The 16,301-nt window shown below is 68.2% G+C and carries 16 protein-coding genes and 1 pseudogene; 7 read left to right on the top strand and 10 right to left on the bottom strand.

What is annotated here, in order from left to right; genetic code table 11:
• Nucleotides 1-74: 74 nt before the first annotated feature.
• From AB0M70_RS30535 to AB0M70_RS30545, 3 genes are all read right to left on the bottom strand, one after another.
• Nucleotides 75-449 (bottom strand): fic family toxin-antitoxin system, toxin component, encoded by a 375-nt coding sequence (locus AB0M70_RS30535; RefSeq protein ID WP_365824876.1) that lies wholly within the window; start codon nucleotides 447-449, stop codon nucleotides 75-77.
• Entirely contained in the window at nucleotides 446-700 is a 255-nt protein-coding gene (locus AB0M70_RS30540; protein ID WP_365824878.1) for a hypothetical protein, read from the bottom strand. The genes AB0M70_RS30535 and AB0M70_RS30540 overlap by 4 nt, the downstream gene beginning before the upstream one ends.
• Before the next feature lie 302 nt (nucleotides 701-1,002).
• Nucleotides 1,003-2,163, bottom strand: a complete 1,161-nt coding sequence (locus tag AB0M70_RS30545) for an alkaline phosphatase PhoX (protein ID WP_365824880.1) — start codon at nucleotides 2,161-2,163, stop codon at nucleotides 1,003-1,005.
• Nucleotides 2,164-2,783: 620 nt separating this feature from the next.
• Here AB0M70_RS30545 and AB0M70_RS30550 point away from each other — a divergent pair.
• Nucleotides 2,784-3,674 carry a glycoside hydrolase family 19 protein gene (locus AB0M70_RS30550; protein WP_365824882.1) on the top strand — a complete coding sequence of 297 codons (891 nt, stop codon included), beginning with the start codon at nucleotides 2,784-2,786 and terminating at the stop codon, nucleotides 3,672-3,674.
• Nucleotides 3,675-3,918: 244 nt separating this feature from the next.
• On the opposite strand, the gene AB0M70_RS30555 is transcribed toward AB0M70_RS30550, so the two are convergent.
• Entirely contained in the window at nucleotides 3,919-4,671 is a 753-nt protein-coding gene (locus tag AB0M70_RS30555; RefSeq protein ID WP_365824884.1) for a hypothetical protein, read from the bottom strand.
• Between the two features lie 585 nt (nucleotides 4,672-5,256).
• Here AB0M70_RS30555 and AB0M70_RS30560 point away from each other — a divergent pair.
• Genes AB0M70_RS30560 through AB0M70_RS30570 form a run of 3 tightly spaced genes read left to right on the top strand, consistent with a single transcriptional unit; the run spans nucleotide 5,257 to nucleotide 8,157 of the window.
• On the top strand, nucleotides 5,257-6,552 hold the full coding sequence (locus AB0M70_RS30560) for a hypothetical protein (protein ID WP_365824886.1): 1,296 nt from the start codon (nucleotides 5,257-5,259) through the stop codon (nucleotides 6,550-6,552).
• Nucleotides 6,549-7,367 (top strand): endonuclease/exonuclease/phosphatase family protein, encoded by an 819-nt coding sequence (locus AB0M70_RS30565; RefSeq protein WP_365824888.1) that lies wholly within the window; start codon nucleotides 6,549-6,551, stop codon nucleotides 7,365-7,367. Before AB0M70_RS30560 ends, AB0M70_RS30565 begins: the two co-directional genes overlap by 4 nt.
• A gap of 34 nt (nucleotides 7,368-7,401) precedes the next feature.
• Nucleotides 7,402-8,157, top strand: coding sequence for a hypothetical protein (locus tag AB0M70_RS30570; RefSeq protein ID WP_365824890.1), 756 nt, complete (start codon nucleotides 7,402-7,404; stop codon nucleotides 8,155-8,157).
• A 195-nt stretch (nucleotides 8,158-8,352) separates the two neighbouring features.
• Here the strand turns inward: AB0M70_RS30570 and AB0M70_RS30575 are convergent, their stop codons facing one another.
• From AB0M70_RS30575 to AB0M70_RS30590, 4 genes are all read right to left on the bottom strand, one after another.
• Complete coding sequence (locus AB0M70_RS30575) at nucleotides 8,353-8,847, bottom strand: GNAT family N-acetyltransferase (protein ID WP_365824892.1); 495 nt, start codon at nucleotides 8,845-8,847, stop codon at nucleotides 8,353-8,355.
• Nucleotides 8,848-9,281: 434 nt separating this feature from the next.
• Nucleotides 9,282-9,881: a GPP34 family phosphoprotein gene (locus tag AB0M70_RS30580; RefSeq protein WP_365824894.1), complete on the bottom strand. Its 600-nt coding sequence runs from the start codon at nucleotides 9,879-9,881 to the stop codon at nucleotides 9,282-9,284.
• A gap of 358 nt (nucleotides 9,882-10,239) precedes the next feature.
• Nucleotides 10,240-11,643, bottom strand: coding sequence for a sugar porter family MFS transporter (locus AB0M70_RS30585; RefSeq protein WP_365824896.1), 1,404 nt, complete (start codon nucleotides 11,641-11,643; stop codon nucleotides 10,240-10,242).
• Nucleotides 11,636-12,487 (bottom strand): phytanoyl-CoA dioxygenase family protein, encoded by an 852-nt coding sequence (locus tag AB0M70_RS30590; RefSeq protein WP_365824898.1) that lies wholly within the window; start codon nucleotides 12,485-12,487, stop codon nucleotides 11,636-11,638. Before AB0M70_RS30590 ends, AB0M70_RS30585 begins: the two co-directional genes overlap by 8 nt.
• A 114-nt stretch (nucleotides 12,488-12,601) precedes the next feature.
• On the opposite strand from AB0M70_RS30590, the gene AB0M70_RS30595 reads away from it, so the two are divergent.
• The gene (locus AB0M70_RS30595; RefSeq protein ID WP_365824900.1) at nucleotides 12,602-13,627 is read left to right on the top strand and encodes a LacI family DNA-binding transcriptional regulator; all 1,026 of its coding nucleotides are present in this window, start codon (nucleotides 12,602-12,604) and stop codon (nucleotides 13,625-13,627) included.
• Between the two features lie 62 nt (nucleotides 13,628-13,689).
• Here the strand turns inward: AB0M70_RS30595 and AB0M70_RS30600 are convergent, their stop codons facing one another.
• The gene (locus tag AB0M70_RS30600) at nucleotides 13,690-14,016 is read right to left on the bottom strand and encodes a helix-turn-helix domain-containing protein (protein WP_365824902.1); all 327 of its coding nucleotides are present in this window, start codon (nucleotides 14,014-14,016) and stop codon (nucleotides 13,690-13,692) included.
• Nucleotides 14,017-14,129: 113 nt separating this feature from the next.
• Here AB0M70_RS30600 and AB0M70_RS30605 point away from each other — a divergent pair, with 113 nt between their 5' ends.
• Nucleotides 14,130-15,005, top strand: a complete 876-nt coding sequence (locus AB0M70_RS30605; RefSeq protein ID WP_365825304.1) for an NAD(P)-binding domain-containing protein — start codon at nucleotides 14,130-14,132, stop codon at nucleotides 15,003-15,005.
• Between the two features lie 47 nt (nucleotides 15,006-15,052).
• On the opposite strand, the pseudogene AB0M70_RS30610 reads toward AB0M70_RS30605, so the two are convergent.
• Nucleotides 15,053-15,153, bottom strand: a pseudogene (locus AB0M70_RS30610) (IS5/IS1182 family transposase); the annotation flags it as partial.
• A 228-nt stretch (nucleotides 15,154-15,381) separates the two neighbouring features.
• On the opposite strand from AB0M70_RS30610, the gene AB0M70_RS30615 reads away from it, so the two are divergent.
• A complete protein-coding gene (locus AB0M70_RS30615) occupies nucleotides 15,382-16,239 on the top strand; it encodes a lamin tail domain-containing protein (protein ID WP_365824904.1) in 858 nt (285 codons plus the stop codon).
• The last annotated feature ends 62 nt before the right edge of the window (nucleotides 16,240-16,301 follow it).

Below are 16,301 nucleotides of genomic sequence, written 5' to 3' on the forward strand. Positions count from 1 at the left end.
TGTAGAGCGGACGCTCGTCCAGGCAGGCAGTGTGCACCGCATGCCCGGACGGCGCGCTTGAGGAGCACTGCCGCTCAGTTCTGCGTCCAGGAGCGGATCTCGGCGGCTGCGCTGCGTACGTCCAGGGCATCGCGGTCGATGCGTTCTGCCAGGTCGGCGGCCGTTTTGGCGCCGACGGTGACAAACAATCCCGACGCGCTCAGGTAGGAGGCGGCAACGACGGCGGCGAACAGCTTGTTGTGTGCCTCTAGCGCGGGGACGCGCACCAGTTGGTGCATGAGGGCCGCGGCCCGGTGGTGCGGTTCGGCGTAGACGTAGACGTCCATCACCTTGTCGGTGTGGCGGGCGACGGCGGCCTGCAGGCTGCCGAAGTCGGTCACTTGCGGGTCTGCGGGCAGGCTGCGGTGGGCCAGGTCCAGGAGCCAGGCCCGGTCGATGTGCACGATCACGCGGCGCGGCCCGACTTGCGGGCGGGGGCAGCGCCTTGGCTGTCGGCGCCGAAACGCTCCTCGAAGTGGTCGGCCCACTCGCCGGCGAAGTGATCGCCCGCGACGAGGAAACGGTGGCGCAGATCGTTGGCCTCGTCGGCGACCAGCTGGCGGGCGTACTCGTTGACTTCCATTCCGGCGGCCGCGGCGCGTTTCTCGATGCCGGCGTACACGGCTTCGTCGACTCTCACGTTGATCTGCTTCTTCGCCATACCATCCATCGTAGCAACGCGTACAGGACGCTACACCGTGCTCTGTCAGTTCTTCCGCCCTCACCGAACCGACCGGCACATCCGCACCGCCCGCTGCGTCGAGCGGGGCTATTGGCTGCCTCCGCCTCGGCCCCAGGCGGCACCCGTCTGGGGTCGGCGGCCTCCGCGCCCACATCTGCCGGTACAGGCGGGACAGAGCGGTGTGGAGTGGAGAGGAATCATCCCGCAGCGTCCCGACGACATGCGCCGACCCCTCCGAGCGGGTCAGGCGCCTGTCGTCATCCCGGTCGATGGCGGGTCGGTCAGCTGCGGAAGGGGCCCGTGACTTCGTAGGTGATGCCGCCGGATGAGCTGCCGCTCGTGCCCCGCTGGCTGGAGAAGTACAGGCGCTTGCCGTCCGGCGAGAAGGCCGGGCCGCAGATCTCGGAGGAGGACTGGCCGGTGATCCGCAGGAACGGCGCGACCACGTCGTCCGGCGTGATGATGCAGATCTCCATGTTCCCGCCGTCCTCCGCGACGTACAGGTCGCCGGAGGATGAGCCGGTGACGTTGTCGACGCCGGTCAGCGGGGCTGCGCCACCGACGACCAGGGAGTCGTCGTAGGCCAGCTCATAGGTGCCGGCGGCCACGTCGAGCTGCCAGACGCGGCCATCGCCCTTGGTGGTGAACCAGACGGTGTCGTTGGCGTAGTGGCAGCCCTCTCCGCCGTTGAACAGCTTGGCGCCGGAGACCTGGTCGCGGGTGGGGGTGGGTGAGCCGTCCGGGTCGGGCACGGTTGCCCAGGTGAAGCTGCCGGAGGTGGCCGTTCCGGCCTTGAGGACTTGGAGCGTGCCCGCCGACAGGTTGCCCCAGGTGGAGGGAACGAACCGGTAGAAGCAGCCGTCCGACACGTCCTCCGTCAGGTAGATCACCTTGCGGACCGGGTCGGCGGCCGCCGCCTCGTGGTTGAAGCGGCCCATGGCATGGCGGCGCACGGCGGCGTTCACGCCCCACGGGTCGGTCTCGTAGACGTAGCCGGTGCTGACCTCCTCGCAGGACAGCCAGGTGTTCCAGGGGGTCGCCCCGCCGGCGCAGTTGCGGTTGGTGTTGGACAGGATCCGGTAGGCGCCGGTGATGGAGCCTGTCGAGTTGAACTTGATCGCGCCCGCGCCGCCGGTGGTGGAAATCTCCGAGTTTGATACGTAGATCCAGCCTGTGCCGTCGGCGAAACAGGCCCCGCCGTCGGGGGCGTCGTGCCAGGTGTAGGGGGTGGAGGCGACCTTCTGGCCGGACCGGGCGATCACCCGGCTGGTGAAGCCGCCGGGCAGCTGGATGCCGTTGGAGTCTGCCGCACCGAGCGCGCCGTACGGGCCGGGGCCCTTTTGGGCCGGCGCCGCGTAGGCCGCGCCCTGCATGAGCGTGTACCCGAATGCCGCTGCTGTGCCGCCGACGACTGCTCCGCGCAGGAAACCACGACGTTCCACTTGATCACTCCAGGGGTTCGTGACCGTCCCTGCCGCACCGGTCGGGCGGCGGGGTCGCGAGGGGTGCTTGCGGAACCTAGAAGGCCCGGATTGACGGGGCATCAACAACCGGTGAAGTGGAGGCGTCTGCTGTTGGCCTGTTGCACCGCCCCCTTTGGCAGCACGTGCCGCCTCGCCGGTGGGCGACGACCGGCCTGATCGACCATACCGGCGGCACGGCTGCTCTCGGGGTCCCGCGCGTTCCTCGACGTGGCCGCACGTACCCCTTCCCTCATGGGCGATGGCGGGATCGCCGCCGGCAGGGACGACGGATCCCACTTGAACCGCGGCCGGCCCGATGGGTTGCGTGCCCGGGAGTCGATCACGGATGCGCACCGGCCGCTGCAACACCCCAGCGCCACGTGCCGGTCCAGGACGCGAGAGCGGTCTCCTCATTTGCCGTGATCTGTTCTGAACAGGCAGCGCGAGCAGCGCAGGCATCGGTGTGCGGCGAATTCAGGTCAGCCGTACACCAGAATTGGTCCAGACCTTGACAGGTACAGACCATTCCGCTTGAGTCACCGACACTCCCCCGGCGGCGCGTGAAGCCCGCCTCGAGCCCGCCCGATAGGAGATGACGCGTGATCAAACGTCTCATCAGTTTCGCAGCAGCGCTCAGTGCGCTCTGCGCGATGATCGTCCTTGGCCCGGCCGCCGCCACGGCATCCGCCGCCGCGTGTGCAACCCCCTGGAACTCCTCCTCCGTCTACACCGGCGGCAATACCGCCTCGTACAACGGGCACAACTGGAACGCCAAGTGGTGGACCCAGAACGAAACACCGGGCCGCAGCGACGTCTGGGCGGACGCGGGCGCCTGCGGCGGTGGCACCGACCCGGGCAACCCCAACCCGTCAGGCTTCGTGGTCAGCGAGACGCAGTTCAACCAGATGTTCCCGAGCCGGAACTCGTTCTACACGTACAAGGGCCTGACCGACGCGCTCAAGGCGTACCCGGCCTTCGCCAACACCGGCAGCGACACCATCAAGCGCCAGGAAGCAGCGGCGTTCCTCGCCAACGTCCACCACGAGACCGGCGGTCTGGTGCACATCGTCGAGCAGAACCAGGCCAATTACCCGCACTACTGCGACGCCAACCAGCCCTACGGCTGCCCCGCAGGACAAGCCGCGTACTACGGCCGCGGTCCGATCCAGCTCAGCTGGAACTTCAACTACAAGGCGGCGGGCGACGCGCTCGGCATCGATCTCCTGCGCAACCCCTACCTGGTGGAGCGCGACCCGGCGGTCGCCTGGAAGACCGGTCTTTGGTACTGGAACACGCAGTCGGGTCCGGGCACCATGACGCCGCACAACGCCATGGTCAACAGCCGCGGTTTCGGTGAGACCATCCGCGCCATCAACGGCAGCCTGGAGTGCAACGGCGGCAACCCCGGCCAGGTCCAGAGCCGGGTCGACCGCTACAAGCAGTTCACCCAGATCCTCGGCACCACGCCGGGCTCCAACCTGAGCTGCTGACCTTCCCTCTCCGTGCGCGACGGCCGGGCGGCCCTGATTCCGTATCAGGGCCGCCCGGGAGCCTGGGACGCCGGTCGCCCGCCTCCGACCGCGAGGCGTACGCGCACCGCGCCACCGTCGAGCGGTGCGTCAACTGCTTGAAGTAGAGGCGTGAAGTCGCCACACGCCAGGAAAAGGCGGCGACCAGCTACCTGGCCGGACTCCACATCGCTGGCATCTTTCCTGGATCTGCCAAGGCATCAGCTCAAGAGCACGAGCGAACCGCATCCTCCCACGCGCGGGGACTGCGGTAATGGTTCCTGTGCCCTGCGGTAAGTACGTGGCGCAGTTCGGCAAGGTGCTGGGTGTCCGTGGGGAGATCCAGCCGGTCGAGGAGGGACAAGGCGGCAGCCGGTTCCAGGTCGCCGTAGATGTCATGGAAGCTCGCCCGGAGCCCGCGGAAGACGGCTGGGTGCAGGGCGGGAAGCTGCGCGGCGGTGCGGTAGGTCGGCTCCTTCACCGTCCAGCAGACCGGGCCCGAACACTCAAGAACGCGCCGGGCTCGGCGGAGCAGGATTTCCGACCGCTGGGCCACCACCCGGTCGATGTCGTTACCGAGGACCTCGGCGAAGGCCCTCGCGGACGTGGTGTGGTCCTCGAACCAGTCCACCCACAGCGAGTAGGTGACGGCCTCGATGTTCCGGTCCGCCTCCAGGCGCCGACGGTAGCCGCCCCACAGCACGTCAGCCGGCAGTGGGCCCTGCGCACCCTCGTTCGCGAACCGGATCTCGCACGTGACCCAGTACTCGTCGAGGAGGTCCAGCAGCCCGAAGGCCAACCGGACCTGGTCGGCCGCATCCAGATCTTCGGCGAACACATCGCCGGCCCGGGAAAGCGCCACCTCGTTGGATGTGAGCAGCACCTCCGGATCCTCGGCGCTCACCCACCCATCGCGCACCCGGCGGACGCCCTGATCAGCCAGCCAACGCCGCGCCGCCCCCATGGCGTCCATCTCCATTAGACAAGTATGGCAAGCGTCGCTAGATCCGAGCGGAATGGCCTGGTGATGCTTCGTCAGGGTCTTCGTCTGATGAGGAATAGCTTGGCTTCACGTCTCGCCGTGGCAGAACTCCCACTGAATGTGGGTATGCAGCGCGGACAGGAACCGGGTATCGGTGGTCTGGGGTGTCTTGGTGACTGGGGTCGGGTGCGGTCGTTGGATGAGGCGTGAGTGCTCGTCGCCCGTCGCTCTTGGACACCACCGCGACCGCCTGGCGCAGCCGCGACTGGGGCGCCCTTCTGGCGCTACTGGCGCGCCTGTTAGGCCCTTTGCCGGGTTTCCCGAGCCCGCGCCACGGCACTGCCGACCCTGACCGGCAAGCCCGCCCCCACCAGCCGGTGGCAATCCCCTTGCACCGGGGCGGTGGGCACCTCCGCCCCGGCCCTCTGGCCAGGCCCAGACGGATGAGCACTTCCCATGGCTTTCACTCCCGAAGGGGCCGGGATCCTGACGCGGACCAGGCAGCACGGGGCCACGTTTCGGGGCAGCCCGGCTATCCTGCCGCCTACCGGCTCGCGCGCGGCCGGTCGGGGAGGCGACGTGATGACGCACCGCACCCATACAGGCGCCCCCGACCCGTCGCCCCACGCCCCACCGGGGGCTGTCCGACGGCTCACCGACGCACTCGTTGCCCTGGGGCCATTTGCCGCGGCGCTCGTCGCCTACAAGGCGCTGCTCGACTACGCGTTGCCGGAGGACTGGTTCAGCCTGTCCGTGCTCCGGTACCTGTTCGCCGGACTCTGCGCCTTGTGCCTGGGGTTCGCCTTGCGGATGGCAGCGCAGTGGCGGACGGGCCGGTCCGCCGAACAGGAACCGTCCGCATCACTACTGCCCCCGGCGGAGGTCTCCGTACAACGACTGGTCGACGACTCGGCGCACAGCGTACTGGCCGAGTTCCGCGTGCTGTCCCACCGTGGCGAGGATCTGGCCGGGTGGTCGCAGTACCTGGACGATCACCATGTCCCACCCACCGCGATCGGCACCTCGTACGGGCTGCGCATGCTCTCGGCGTGCGACCTGCGCGAGCCGCGCGTGTGTAGGCGCCGGGTGCTCGACTCGCTGCTCGCGCTCCAGAAGGCCGGCGGCGGCTGGGCGGCCAGTACCCAGCGGGACCGCGGCCGACCCGAGGTCACCGCGTGGGTGCTGGCCGCGATGGTGCGCAGCGGCCTCGACGACGCGACGCGCGCGCAACTGACCGGTGTACTGGAGGGCATGCTCGATCCCGCCGAAGACCCGCTCGGCATGGAGTGCACCACAGTGCTCACGATCGTCGTTGCTGCGATGGCCGAGATCGCGCCGGAGTCCCCCGGGCTGCGCCGTCTCGTCCACCGGCTGGCCGACGCAGCCCGCCCCGGCACGGCAACGATGGGTGGCGGTACGGCCTGCTGGGGAGAGAGCCTGCACGCGACCGAGCCGTCCGCCGCGCACACTGCACGTGCCACCCTGGCCCTGCACCGCGCGGCCGGAGCGCTGCCGGACGGAGGGCCCTTCGCCCGCGTGGCCGGTGCCGGCCGCAGATGGCTGTGCGGGACAGACCTCGAACTGCGGCTCATGGACGAACAAGTGCGCCGCCCCATGGCGGACGGAACCGTGGACGCCTTATTGATCGGCCACTTCACCCCGGCATGGGTGACGAGGGCCCTGCTGCTGCCCGGCGCACCCGAGGCGCCCGAACTGCTGGCCACAACCGCACAATCAACCCTCGACTGCTTCAAGGATGGCACCTGGCGATGGCACGACGGCAGACAACCGATCTGGCTGGCTTACCAAGGGGTGGTGACGATGCGGGAGTACGCGCTGCGGGGCACTGCACTTCCCCAGGGGCCAGGGGCCCTGTGAACACACAGCGCCACACCCTCACGGTCGTCAGCTGGAATCTGCACGAGGGGGTCGACGGTTCGAGCGGCGCCTTCGCGAACGAGGCGGGCCCCGCGGACCCGCGTGCGACCGCGGAGGTGCTCGCCATGATCACCGAACGGGGCGTGGACGTGGCCGCGTTCCAGGAGGTGGGCTTCGACCGGCACGGACACGCGGAACTGCTGGAGGAAGTGCAGCGGCGGACACCGCTGCGACACCTGGCGGCGCATCCGCTGCACGCCTCCTCATTCACGCCGGGCCGCCGCAGCGGCGTAGCAGTGGCCAGCCGCTTCCCGCTGCGGAATACGGGACGGTACCTGCTGCCCAACCCGGGGCTTCGCGTCGTCCTGGACGGTCAGGAGATCCACAGCCACGACAAGGGCCACGTACGCGTCACGGTCGACCTGGGCGAGGCCCAGGTCGATGTCGTGTCGCTGCACTCGTTCCCGTTCTACCTGTTCCGGCGGGATGCGGCAGAGCCGGAGTTCAAGGACATCTGGCGCGCGCTCGCCGACGAGCTGGACCGGCCCGGCGGGCCGGGACGGCTCCTGGTGTGCGGCGACTTCAACGCGAACGCTTCGGGTCTGCTCCTCGACACGCTGGGCGTCCCCCTGGCCAGCACCTTCGACGGACGGCCCACTCAGCGAAATCGCAGCGTGGACGATGTCCTGCACTCTCCCGACCTGGTCCTCACCGAGTCGGTGACCGTCGACAACTTCTCGGATCACCGGGCCTGTGTGGCCGTCTTCCAACTCCCGTACCAGGACACGTGTTCGGCCCGCGGTGGTGGTCCCTGAGCGAAAGCGGGTGGAAAGGGTGGGAGAATATCTGATGCGAGCGCGCGAACGCCTGGAGGCGACGCTGGGTGGCTATGTCCCAGAAGTGCGGCGGCTCGACGTGGCGCGAGCCACGGTGACCGAACTGGCCGACGAAACAACCCTGCTGGGGATACTCACCGAACTCGCGACCGGCACGGAGACCACTGCCGCCTGCGCGCGGCGCTCGTACCGTGACACTCTGGGATGCCGATGGCGACTGCTGCTCATCGACGGCGGTTACCCCTATACCCTTCGACTGCACGCGTGGCGGACGGCCGGGCCGGACGAGAAGCTGGACATCCACAACCACCGATCTGCGCTGGCTTCCGCGGTGGTGCGCGGTGAGCTACGGTCCGATCTGTACGTGTCCGAGGGGCCAGGGGACGGCTCCGCCGACGGAGGCGTCATGGTCACCGCGTATCGGGAGCAGCTGTCCGCGAACGGCGCCGACTGGCTGCTCGTGCGCCGGGGCCCGGCTTGCCTCCGGCTCGTGCACACGGTTCGCTACGTCGCGGGCGCGTCGTATGCGCTCGGACCCCTCGCACTGCACCGCGCCTGGTGCGATCCGGGCAGCACGGCCCTGACACTGTTCCTGGAAACGGGCACCAAACGCCGCCCGCACACGGACGTGTACAGCACTGTCGACCGACACCCGACGGCGGTGCACAAGGCCGCCCTGACGCAGAGCGAATTCTGCTTGGCACTAACGACCCTGGCGGCATCTCTCACCGACATCGCCCCGGTCCCGGGCGGACTCGACGCGTGGTGAACGGGCGGGTGGGAACGAAGCTCGCCGCGAAGCGGGCGGCATGCCCGGCATCCGTGGAATTCGGTAGCCTCCGCGTTGGAGAAGGCTCGGACCGATCTCAATGCCGCGAGGGAGGCCAACCGGGTCCTGACCCGAGCCCTCATCCAATGCGGCTGACCATCCTCCCGCGGTCGTTGTCGGTGCTGGCCGAGGGGATCACCGGCATGACACCGCTGCTTTCCCCTCAACCGCGTTCGAAGCAGTCGAGTGGCCGATGATGGAGAAGCCGCGACGCTCATACCACTGGCGCGGCCAGTCTGACGCATCGGCGGTCAGGAAACGGATACTGCAGTCCTCATCGGCGGCCATACGCAGGACGGTGGTCAGGACGGCGTCGGCGTAACCGCCCCTGAGATGGGCCTTGGAGGTGATCAGGTCCTTGATCTGGGCTGTGCCAGTTGCCGGGTCCACATAGAGGTCGGCCCATGAAGCGACGTCGCCTTCCTCGGTGCGGGCACCGATGAAGCGAACGATGTCTGCCCCACGCCGGCGAGCTTCGCGTCGGTCGACAAGGTGGCGCATGACCTCGTTGTCGACGTCCGGAAGGACGTCCCGCCATCGCCGGGTGAGTAGATCACGTATCGCGTCGAGGTCTGCTTCCACCGCGGGTCTGCCGGCTGTGCCAGCCGGCACCGGGACTTCGTGCAGCATGACCGCCTTTGATTCGCCCTGCGGGGAGAACGCTCACGGCCCTCCGGCCATCAGCTTGCTCTGCGGAAGATCCTGTGCCCCTGCTCAACATCACGTAGCGCCACGGGTGTTGCAGAGGCCCTGACCCTGTTCTTGGAAACAGGCACCGAACGCCGCCCGCACACGGACGTGTACAGCACTGTCGACCGCCACCCGACAGCGGTGCACAAGGCCGCCCTGACGCCCTCCCCGCATGCGGGGGTAGAACTGAGGTTGCGGGCATAGCCACGGGCCCGTTGAGCCGCGCATGACTGCAGCGCGGGCAGAAACCCCCGCTCACACTCATGGCCCACTGCTCCACGGACACGCTGGAGGCGCCACCCGCCACCCGCCGCCCACCAACCGTGCAACCGCGTCGCCGTCGCACTCGACCGCCCCACGAAGGCGGGTTTGGATTACGGTCCGCGCCAGAGGTTGGCGTAGGCGGCGTTCTCGATGGTCCGCCTCTGGCGTACGGCCTCCAGCTCCATCACCGCGTCGTGGACGGCGGCCAGCACGGTTGTCACCGCCTCGTCCTCGAGGCCGGGATCATCGTCGGATCGTTCGTCGCCGATGCCCACGACTGCGGCGAGGGCGGCCAGGACGGGCTCCTTCTCTTTCCAGCGCTCCGCTGCACGGCGGCGCGCGGGCGTATCGACCGGTTCCAAGCGTTTTGAGCCGAACGGCAGCCGGCCGCTCCGCTGCGGCTTCAGCTCATCGTTCTTCTCCAAGTCGGCCTGGTACGCAGCCGCAAGGTCGCGGCCCCGGCGCCACAGCCAGTCCTCGATCCGCTCATAGGGCGCCCGCCGTGTGAGACCTGCCGCGGCCTCGTTCAGCAACCGATCGTCCAAGGTCGGCTGTCCACCCGGCACGATGCACTCGCCGTCGACTGCGACCGCCTCCGCACCGATGAGGTCGATCAGTTCGGCTCCCGCGAGTGCGAGGGACAAGTCGCCCTGTCCCACGGAATGCTTCAGATCCACAGAGATGATGAACAGGTCTTTCGCCGTGGTCATCGACGGCTCCCCTCAAAGACATCGGCAAAGAGTCTCCCCATCAACGGGTCCGCGTCCGAAACCGACCCGGCGGCGGGGCGACTGTCACGATCAGTATCGCCCCGTCCGCGCGACCTAGAGCCACTTTCGTAAGGCGGCATGGGTTTCTGCCGGCGGCATCAGAACTGGTGCTCGTCGTGGATTGGGCGTCCTACCAGCCCGCCGACCACCTCTGGACCCTTCCATGGGCGGAAACCGGCCTTCACTTCGGCCTGGCCGTGGTCCTGACCGGGCTCTGTGCCTGGGGGGCCGCCAGCGCCTGGCCTGAGGGACACCCGCGCGCCTGCGATGTCGCGAGGGGACTCAGCGTCAGGCTTCGTCAGCGTAGGTTCTGGCGGAGGGGGCCCGGGGCCCTGAGGGCCTTTTCGATGTCTTCCAGCGACTTGTTGCGTGTTTCTGGGACCTTGAGCAGGACGAACACGACGCACAGGACGTTCATGGCCGCGTAGACGAAGAAGGTGCCCGACCGGCCGATGGCGTTGATTGCGCTGAGCGCGGTGACCGCGATCAGCAGGTCGAATCCCCAGACCGTGAGCGTGGCCAGGCTTGTCGCGGGTCCGCGCACGCTCAGAGGGAGGATTTCCGGGGCGATCAGCCACACGACCGACTGCATTCCGATCCCGTTGAAGAGGATGTAGGCGAACAGCGAGACGATGACCACCCAGTGCTGGGCGGTGGAGTCGCCCACGAGGAAGGCCACGCCCAGGACGGTCATGGAGAGCCCGGACAGCGGGATGAACACCAGCATGGTGCGGCGCCGCCCGATCGCGTCCACGGCGATCGCGCCGCTGATGCCCGCCACGACGAGCATCACGCCGATTCCGATTCCGGTCAGCAGAGCGATGGAGTCGCCGAACCCGGCATCCGACAGCATGGTCGGTGCGTAGTAGACGATCGCGTTGATGCCGGTGAGCTGGGAGAAGGCTGCAACGCCCAGAGCGACGACCAGGGCGGGGCGTACCCAGGGCTGCGTCATGGCGCGTCGGTGCACCGGTGGTGCCGCGGTGGCGATGTCTCGGATGCCGGCGATCTCTGCTGCGATGTCTGCGCCCTGCGGTCGCAAGCGTCGCAGGACCGTGTGCGCTTCGCCTTCGCGCTTGTTGTCCACGAGCCAGCGCGGGCTCTCCGGCAGCTTGAGCATGCCGACGGCGAGTACGACCGCGGGGATGACGGCCAGTCCGAACATGATCCGCCATCCGCCGCTGCCGGCGAAGAGCCAGCCGCAGAGGTAGGCGAGCAACTGTCCGATGGCGACCATGAGTTGAAACAGGACCATGAGCCGGCCTCGGATGGCGGTCGGCGCCACCTCCGCGATGTAGACGGGCACCATGTTCGATGCTCCGCCCACGGCCAGGCCCAGGACGAAGCGCGCTGCGACGAGCGCTTCTGCGCCTGGGGCCAGGGCGGCCCCCACAGCGCCCAGCGCGAACACGGCGGCCACCCACATGACCACCCGGCGCCGTCCGAAACGTCCCGCGAGACGTCCCGAACCCAGGGCGCCGACCATGGCTCCGACCAGGATGACGCTGACCACGATCTCCTGCCCGCGTGAGGACAGATCGAGGTCCTGGCGCAGATACAGCAGGGCGCCGGAGATGATGCCCGTGTCGTAGCCGAAGAGCAGGCCGCCGACGGCCGACACGGCAGCCACCGCGTAGACCAGAGCCGGCTGACGGGTGGTGGTGTGCGGGGTTTTCGGCGTCAGCGTGGTGACCTCAGGCATCGCCCATGACCAAGCCCTCGATGGTGTGCTTCTGCGTCATCGGCGTCAGCTCGTCCACGATGGGGCAGTGCAGGTGCCGGCGCACCCGCTCGGGCAGCGTCTTCCAGTAGGCGGAGGTCACGGCGGTGTCGTGACGGTCACCGTTGTTCGCCTCGGGGCCGTCCACGCCCAGGATGAGCACGGGGCGCGGCTTTGCCGAGTGGTTGGTCGTGCCGCGGTGGATCGTCAGCGCGGTACGGGCCGAGATGTCGCCGCGCTGCGGATACTTGCGCACGGCCCGTTCCTCGTAGCGGCTGTAGAGCGACTTGGGCGGGAACATGCCGTGCTCGAAGTCCGGGCCGTCGTCCCACTGGGTGCCTGGTGCGATCTCGAAGGGGCCCATGTCCTCGGCCGTGTCGACCGTGGTCACGTTGATGGCCAGGGAGGTCAGGCGCCGCTCGCGCTGTGTCTCTGGCGGGATGGGGAAGTCGCGGTGCCAGGGCTGGTTCACGGCGCCTTCCAGGGGCACGTCGAAGCCGAGCTCCACGATGCGGTAGTCGGGGCCCAGCGTCGCGGTGCACAGCGAGCGCACCCACGGGTGGTCCACCAGGTCGACGAAGCCGCTGATCTGCTCGGGGTGGATTTCGACGTAGAAGCGGTTCGGTCCACGGCCCACGGCGCCGTTCGGGCGCTGCAGAGCCTCGGCGAATGCCCTGTTCACGTCGTCGTTGAGCTGGTCCGCCCACTCCTTCGTGAACGCCCCCTTCCGTGCCGTGATGCCCTCCGCGTACAGGCTCTCCACGTCCGCCGACACGTCGAGGTCCAGGTCGGCGGCGGTGACGCCGGGGAAAGTGTGCACGCTCATGCTGCGCCTCCTTGCGCTGGATGACGCCGCTCATCTTGCAGCGTTGATTGCAACGTGGCAATAGCCAAATTGGGATCTTGGTTCCGGTCGTCGCCGCATGCGAGGATGTGAGCCGTGAGCAGTCGCCTGAAGGACGTCGCCGCCCTCGCCGGCGTGTCACCCCGCACCGTTTCCAATGTGGTCAGCGGGGCTGTCCCCGTCGCCGAAGAGACGCGGGCCCGGGTCCAGGCCGCTCTGGACGAGTTGGGCTACCGCCCGAACATCGCCGCGCGAAATCTGCGAGCCGGCCGCACCGGGCTCATCGGCCTGGCCATTCCCGAGCTCCACTCGCCCTACTTCGGCGAACTCGCCAGCCTCATCGTCGATGCCGCCCAACAGCGCTCGTGGACCGTTGCCATCGACCAGACCTTCGGCGACCCCGAGGCAGAAAAACGCCTCCTGGCAGGCGCCGGTGACCGCCTGGTCGACGGACTCATCATCAGTCCGTGGTCGCTGGGCCCCGGCGAGCTGAAAGCCCGCTCCCGCGACGTACCAGTCGTCCTCCTGGGCGAGCAGCCGCCCCACGGGCTGGCCGACCGCGTCGCCGTCGACAACGTCCTGGCCGCCGACGAAGCCACGAGCCATCTGATCGAGTCCGGACGCGGACGCATCGCCGCGATCGGCCTGCAGCCCCACCTGCACAACGAGACGGCACGGCAGCGCCTGGCCGGCTATCACCAGGCATTGCGGCGTGCCGGCCTGCCACAGAATTCCCGCCTGGAGAAAGCGGTGACCACCCTGCACCGCGCAGACGGTGCCGCGGCCATGACGGCTCTTCTCCAGGAGCGCACGCGCCCCGACGCCATTTTCGCGTTCAGTGACGAACTCGCCCTTGGCGCCCTCCACGTCGCCCACCAGCAGGGCATCCGTATCCCCCAGGACATCGCCGTGGTGGGATTCGACGGCATCGAGGACGGACAGTACGCCAACCCGCCCCTGACCACCGTGGTCCCTGACAAGCGCCAAATCGCGGAACGAGCCCTGCAGTGCCTGGCCGATCGCATCTACAGCCCCGCAACGACCGTCCCACCGCTGGACATAGTCATCCCGCACCGCCTCGAAAAGCGTGCGACCAGCGGCCCACCACACAGCGCCGGGTAGGACAGCTTCACACGAGACACCTCACGACGAGTCGACAACCGATCGTCATGCTGCGAGCCGGTTCATGACAGCGCTTCGATCCGCTCCTGGTGCTCCTCACCCCACTCCCCGAGGGGCATGAGAGCGGTGACAAGGGATCGACCGAAGTCGGTCAGCGAGTACTCGACCTTGGGCGGCACCTGCTCATACACCTCGCGGTGCACCAGCCCGGCCGCCTCCAGTTCGCGCAACTGCAGGGTGAGCATGCGCTCGCTGATCCCCGCCACGGCCCGCCGCAACTGCCCGAAGCGCAGCGACTCTTCCTCTCCGAGCCAGAAGAGAATCAACCCCTTCCACTTCCCGCCCATGACGGCGATGGCGGCATCGAACCCGCAGGTGTACTTCGCCACGACATCTCCCCTGGCTGCGAGCACGAACAAAAATGTCGGTACTTGTAGAACGTATCGTGCCGACCGAGCATGGCGATCACCAACTCCACCAACTCCCCAAGAAGGCGGGCAGGTTGCCTGCACACACTCCCGTAACGGTCATCGGCCTCGGCGCCATGGGCAGCGCCCTCGCGACGGCCTTCATCGAAGCCGGACACCCCACAACAGTGTGGAACAGAACCGCCTTTCGCGCGGTGCCCCTGGTCGAGAAGGGCGCGGCTCAGGCGGACTCGTTGGCGGCGGCATTAGCGGCGAGCCCACTGATCGTCACGGCGCTGACAACGCACGAGGCCACGGAGCAGGCGTTGGCTCCGGCCGCGGACGAGCTCAACGGTCGCGCCCTGGTCACCTTGAACAGCGGCTCCCCCGCAGGCGCCCGCCAGCTGTCCGCATGGGCGCAGAGCCACGGGGCCCGCTACCTGGGCGGGGCGATCAAGAACGTCCCGCCGGCGGTGGGCGCGGCGGACACTCTGCTGTATTACGGCGGCGAGGAATCGGTCTTCGCGGAGTACGAGCAGACCCTCCGCGTCCTGGGCGGCGACACGGTGTACCTGGGCGCTGACCCGGACCTGGCCGCGCTGTACGAGATGGCGGTGGGCGGCACGCTGCTGCCGGCTCTCGTCGGCTTCTTCCAGGGAGCGGCGGCCCTGCAGTCACGCGGGCTGGAGGCGGCGTCGATGGTCCGCTTCGCGGTGAAGTGGTTCGAGATGATCAGCTCGGTGCTTCCCGTCATGGCCCAGGAAATCGACAGCGGCGACTACAGCAAGCCGCTGTCCACGGTGAACATCTTCGCGGCGGGCGCGGCCCATGATGTGGAGCTGGGGAGGGAGGCGAACCTGGACGTGACGTGCCACAAGCCTTTCCACGACTTGCTGAACCAAGCGGTGGAGTCCGGTCGGGGCGAGGAGAGCATCGCGTCCCTGACCGAGCTCCTGAAGGGAAAGCCCTGATGGATCACAAGGTCATCCATTGATGGCGCCGAGGCTGGAGTACGGCTGATTGCGGCGAGGTGGAGTACGGCCCGGTAGTGCATGGCGAGTTTGTCGGTGCACAGGGAGATGCCGCGCCGTTGTTTGAGGCGGTTGTGCAGCGTTCGACGTGTTGCACTGACGGGAGGCGCTGGGGGTCGAACGCTGGGGATGTCGAAGGGTCGTCCCCCGGCGCGCGCGACAGCCGGTGCGCATCCGCGAGAAACCGGCCAATCATGGTAAGTACCGGCATAGTGGCGTTATTTGCCTTCCGAGTGGACAGTGCGCGCAGTTACGTTCACCTCGCTCGGCCGTCCGGCCGGGCCGACTCTCGATCGGCAGAAGAGGAGACCGACGCATGTCCAAAGTCGACACGTCAGGCACCTGGACCGCCATCACCATCAACCCGCCCAACCTTGAGGGGCTGAACACCGACAACATCAAGTGGGGCATCCCGGCAGGCGGGGGCAAGAGCGGATATCTCTTCGCGGGCGGCAGCGTCGAGGTGCTGCTCGATGGCACGGAGTTCACGCTGGGGACGTTCACCCACCAGAACTTCCCCATCCAGGGCATGCCGCAGAACCAGTTCGAGGTCGACCTTGCGGCGCGGGTCCTGTTCGAAGACCAAGTACCGCACAACTTCAGCTTCCGTTTCCAGCACAACGAGACGCCCAACGTCGGGCCCAGCCCGGAAGACCTCGTCGACCTGCCCACCAGGGTGTCCCCGGAGACGGTGACCATCGACAACACCGAATACGCCGTGGTGATCACGGGGTTCAAACAGGGCGGCCAGATCGTCAACCGGTTCATCAGCCCGGAGAACGGTTCCAACAGCGCCGACCTCGTCGCCGTGCTCGCGCGCACCGGAAAGCCGGACGTCCACATCACCACCGTGTCCTTCAAGGGACAGGTCAAGCGCACCCAGGCCGACGAGTACGTGGAGGTCGTCAACCGGGGCACCGCGCCCGCCGACGTCTCCGGCTGGGTCCTCGGCGCCGACGACGCGGGACAGAACTTCACCTTCCCGCCCGGCACCGTCCTTCTGCCCGGTCAACGCGTGCGCATCTACACCAACGAAATACACCCCCAGTGGGGCGGCTACACCTACGGAAGCGGGCGGCCCATCTGGAACGACCGGGGAGACGCCGCCAAGCTGCGCGATACGGACGGCAACCTCGTGTCCGAGCACGCCTACGGCTCCGCCACCAAGCCGTAGATCCGCCGCCTCAGCCGACCGTCGGCAGGAGGAAGCCGACGGTCACTGTGGGGCTTGGACAA

Source organism: Streptomyces sp. NPDC051214, assembly GCF_040682375.1.
GTDB lineage: Bacteria > Actinomycetota > Actinomycetes > Streptomycetales > Streptomycetaceae > Streptomyces.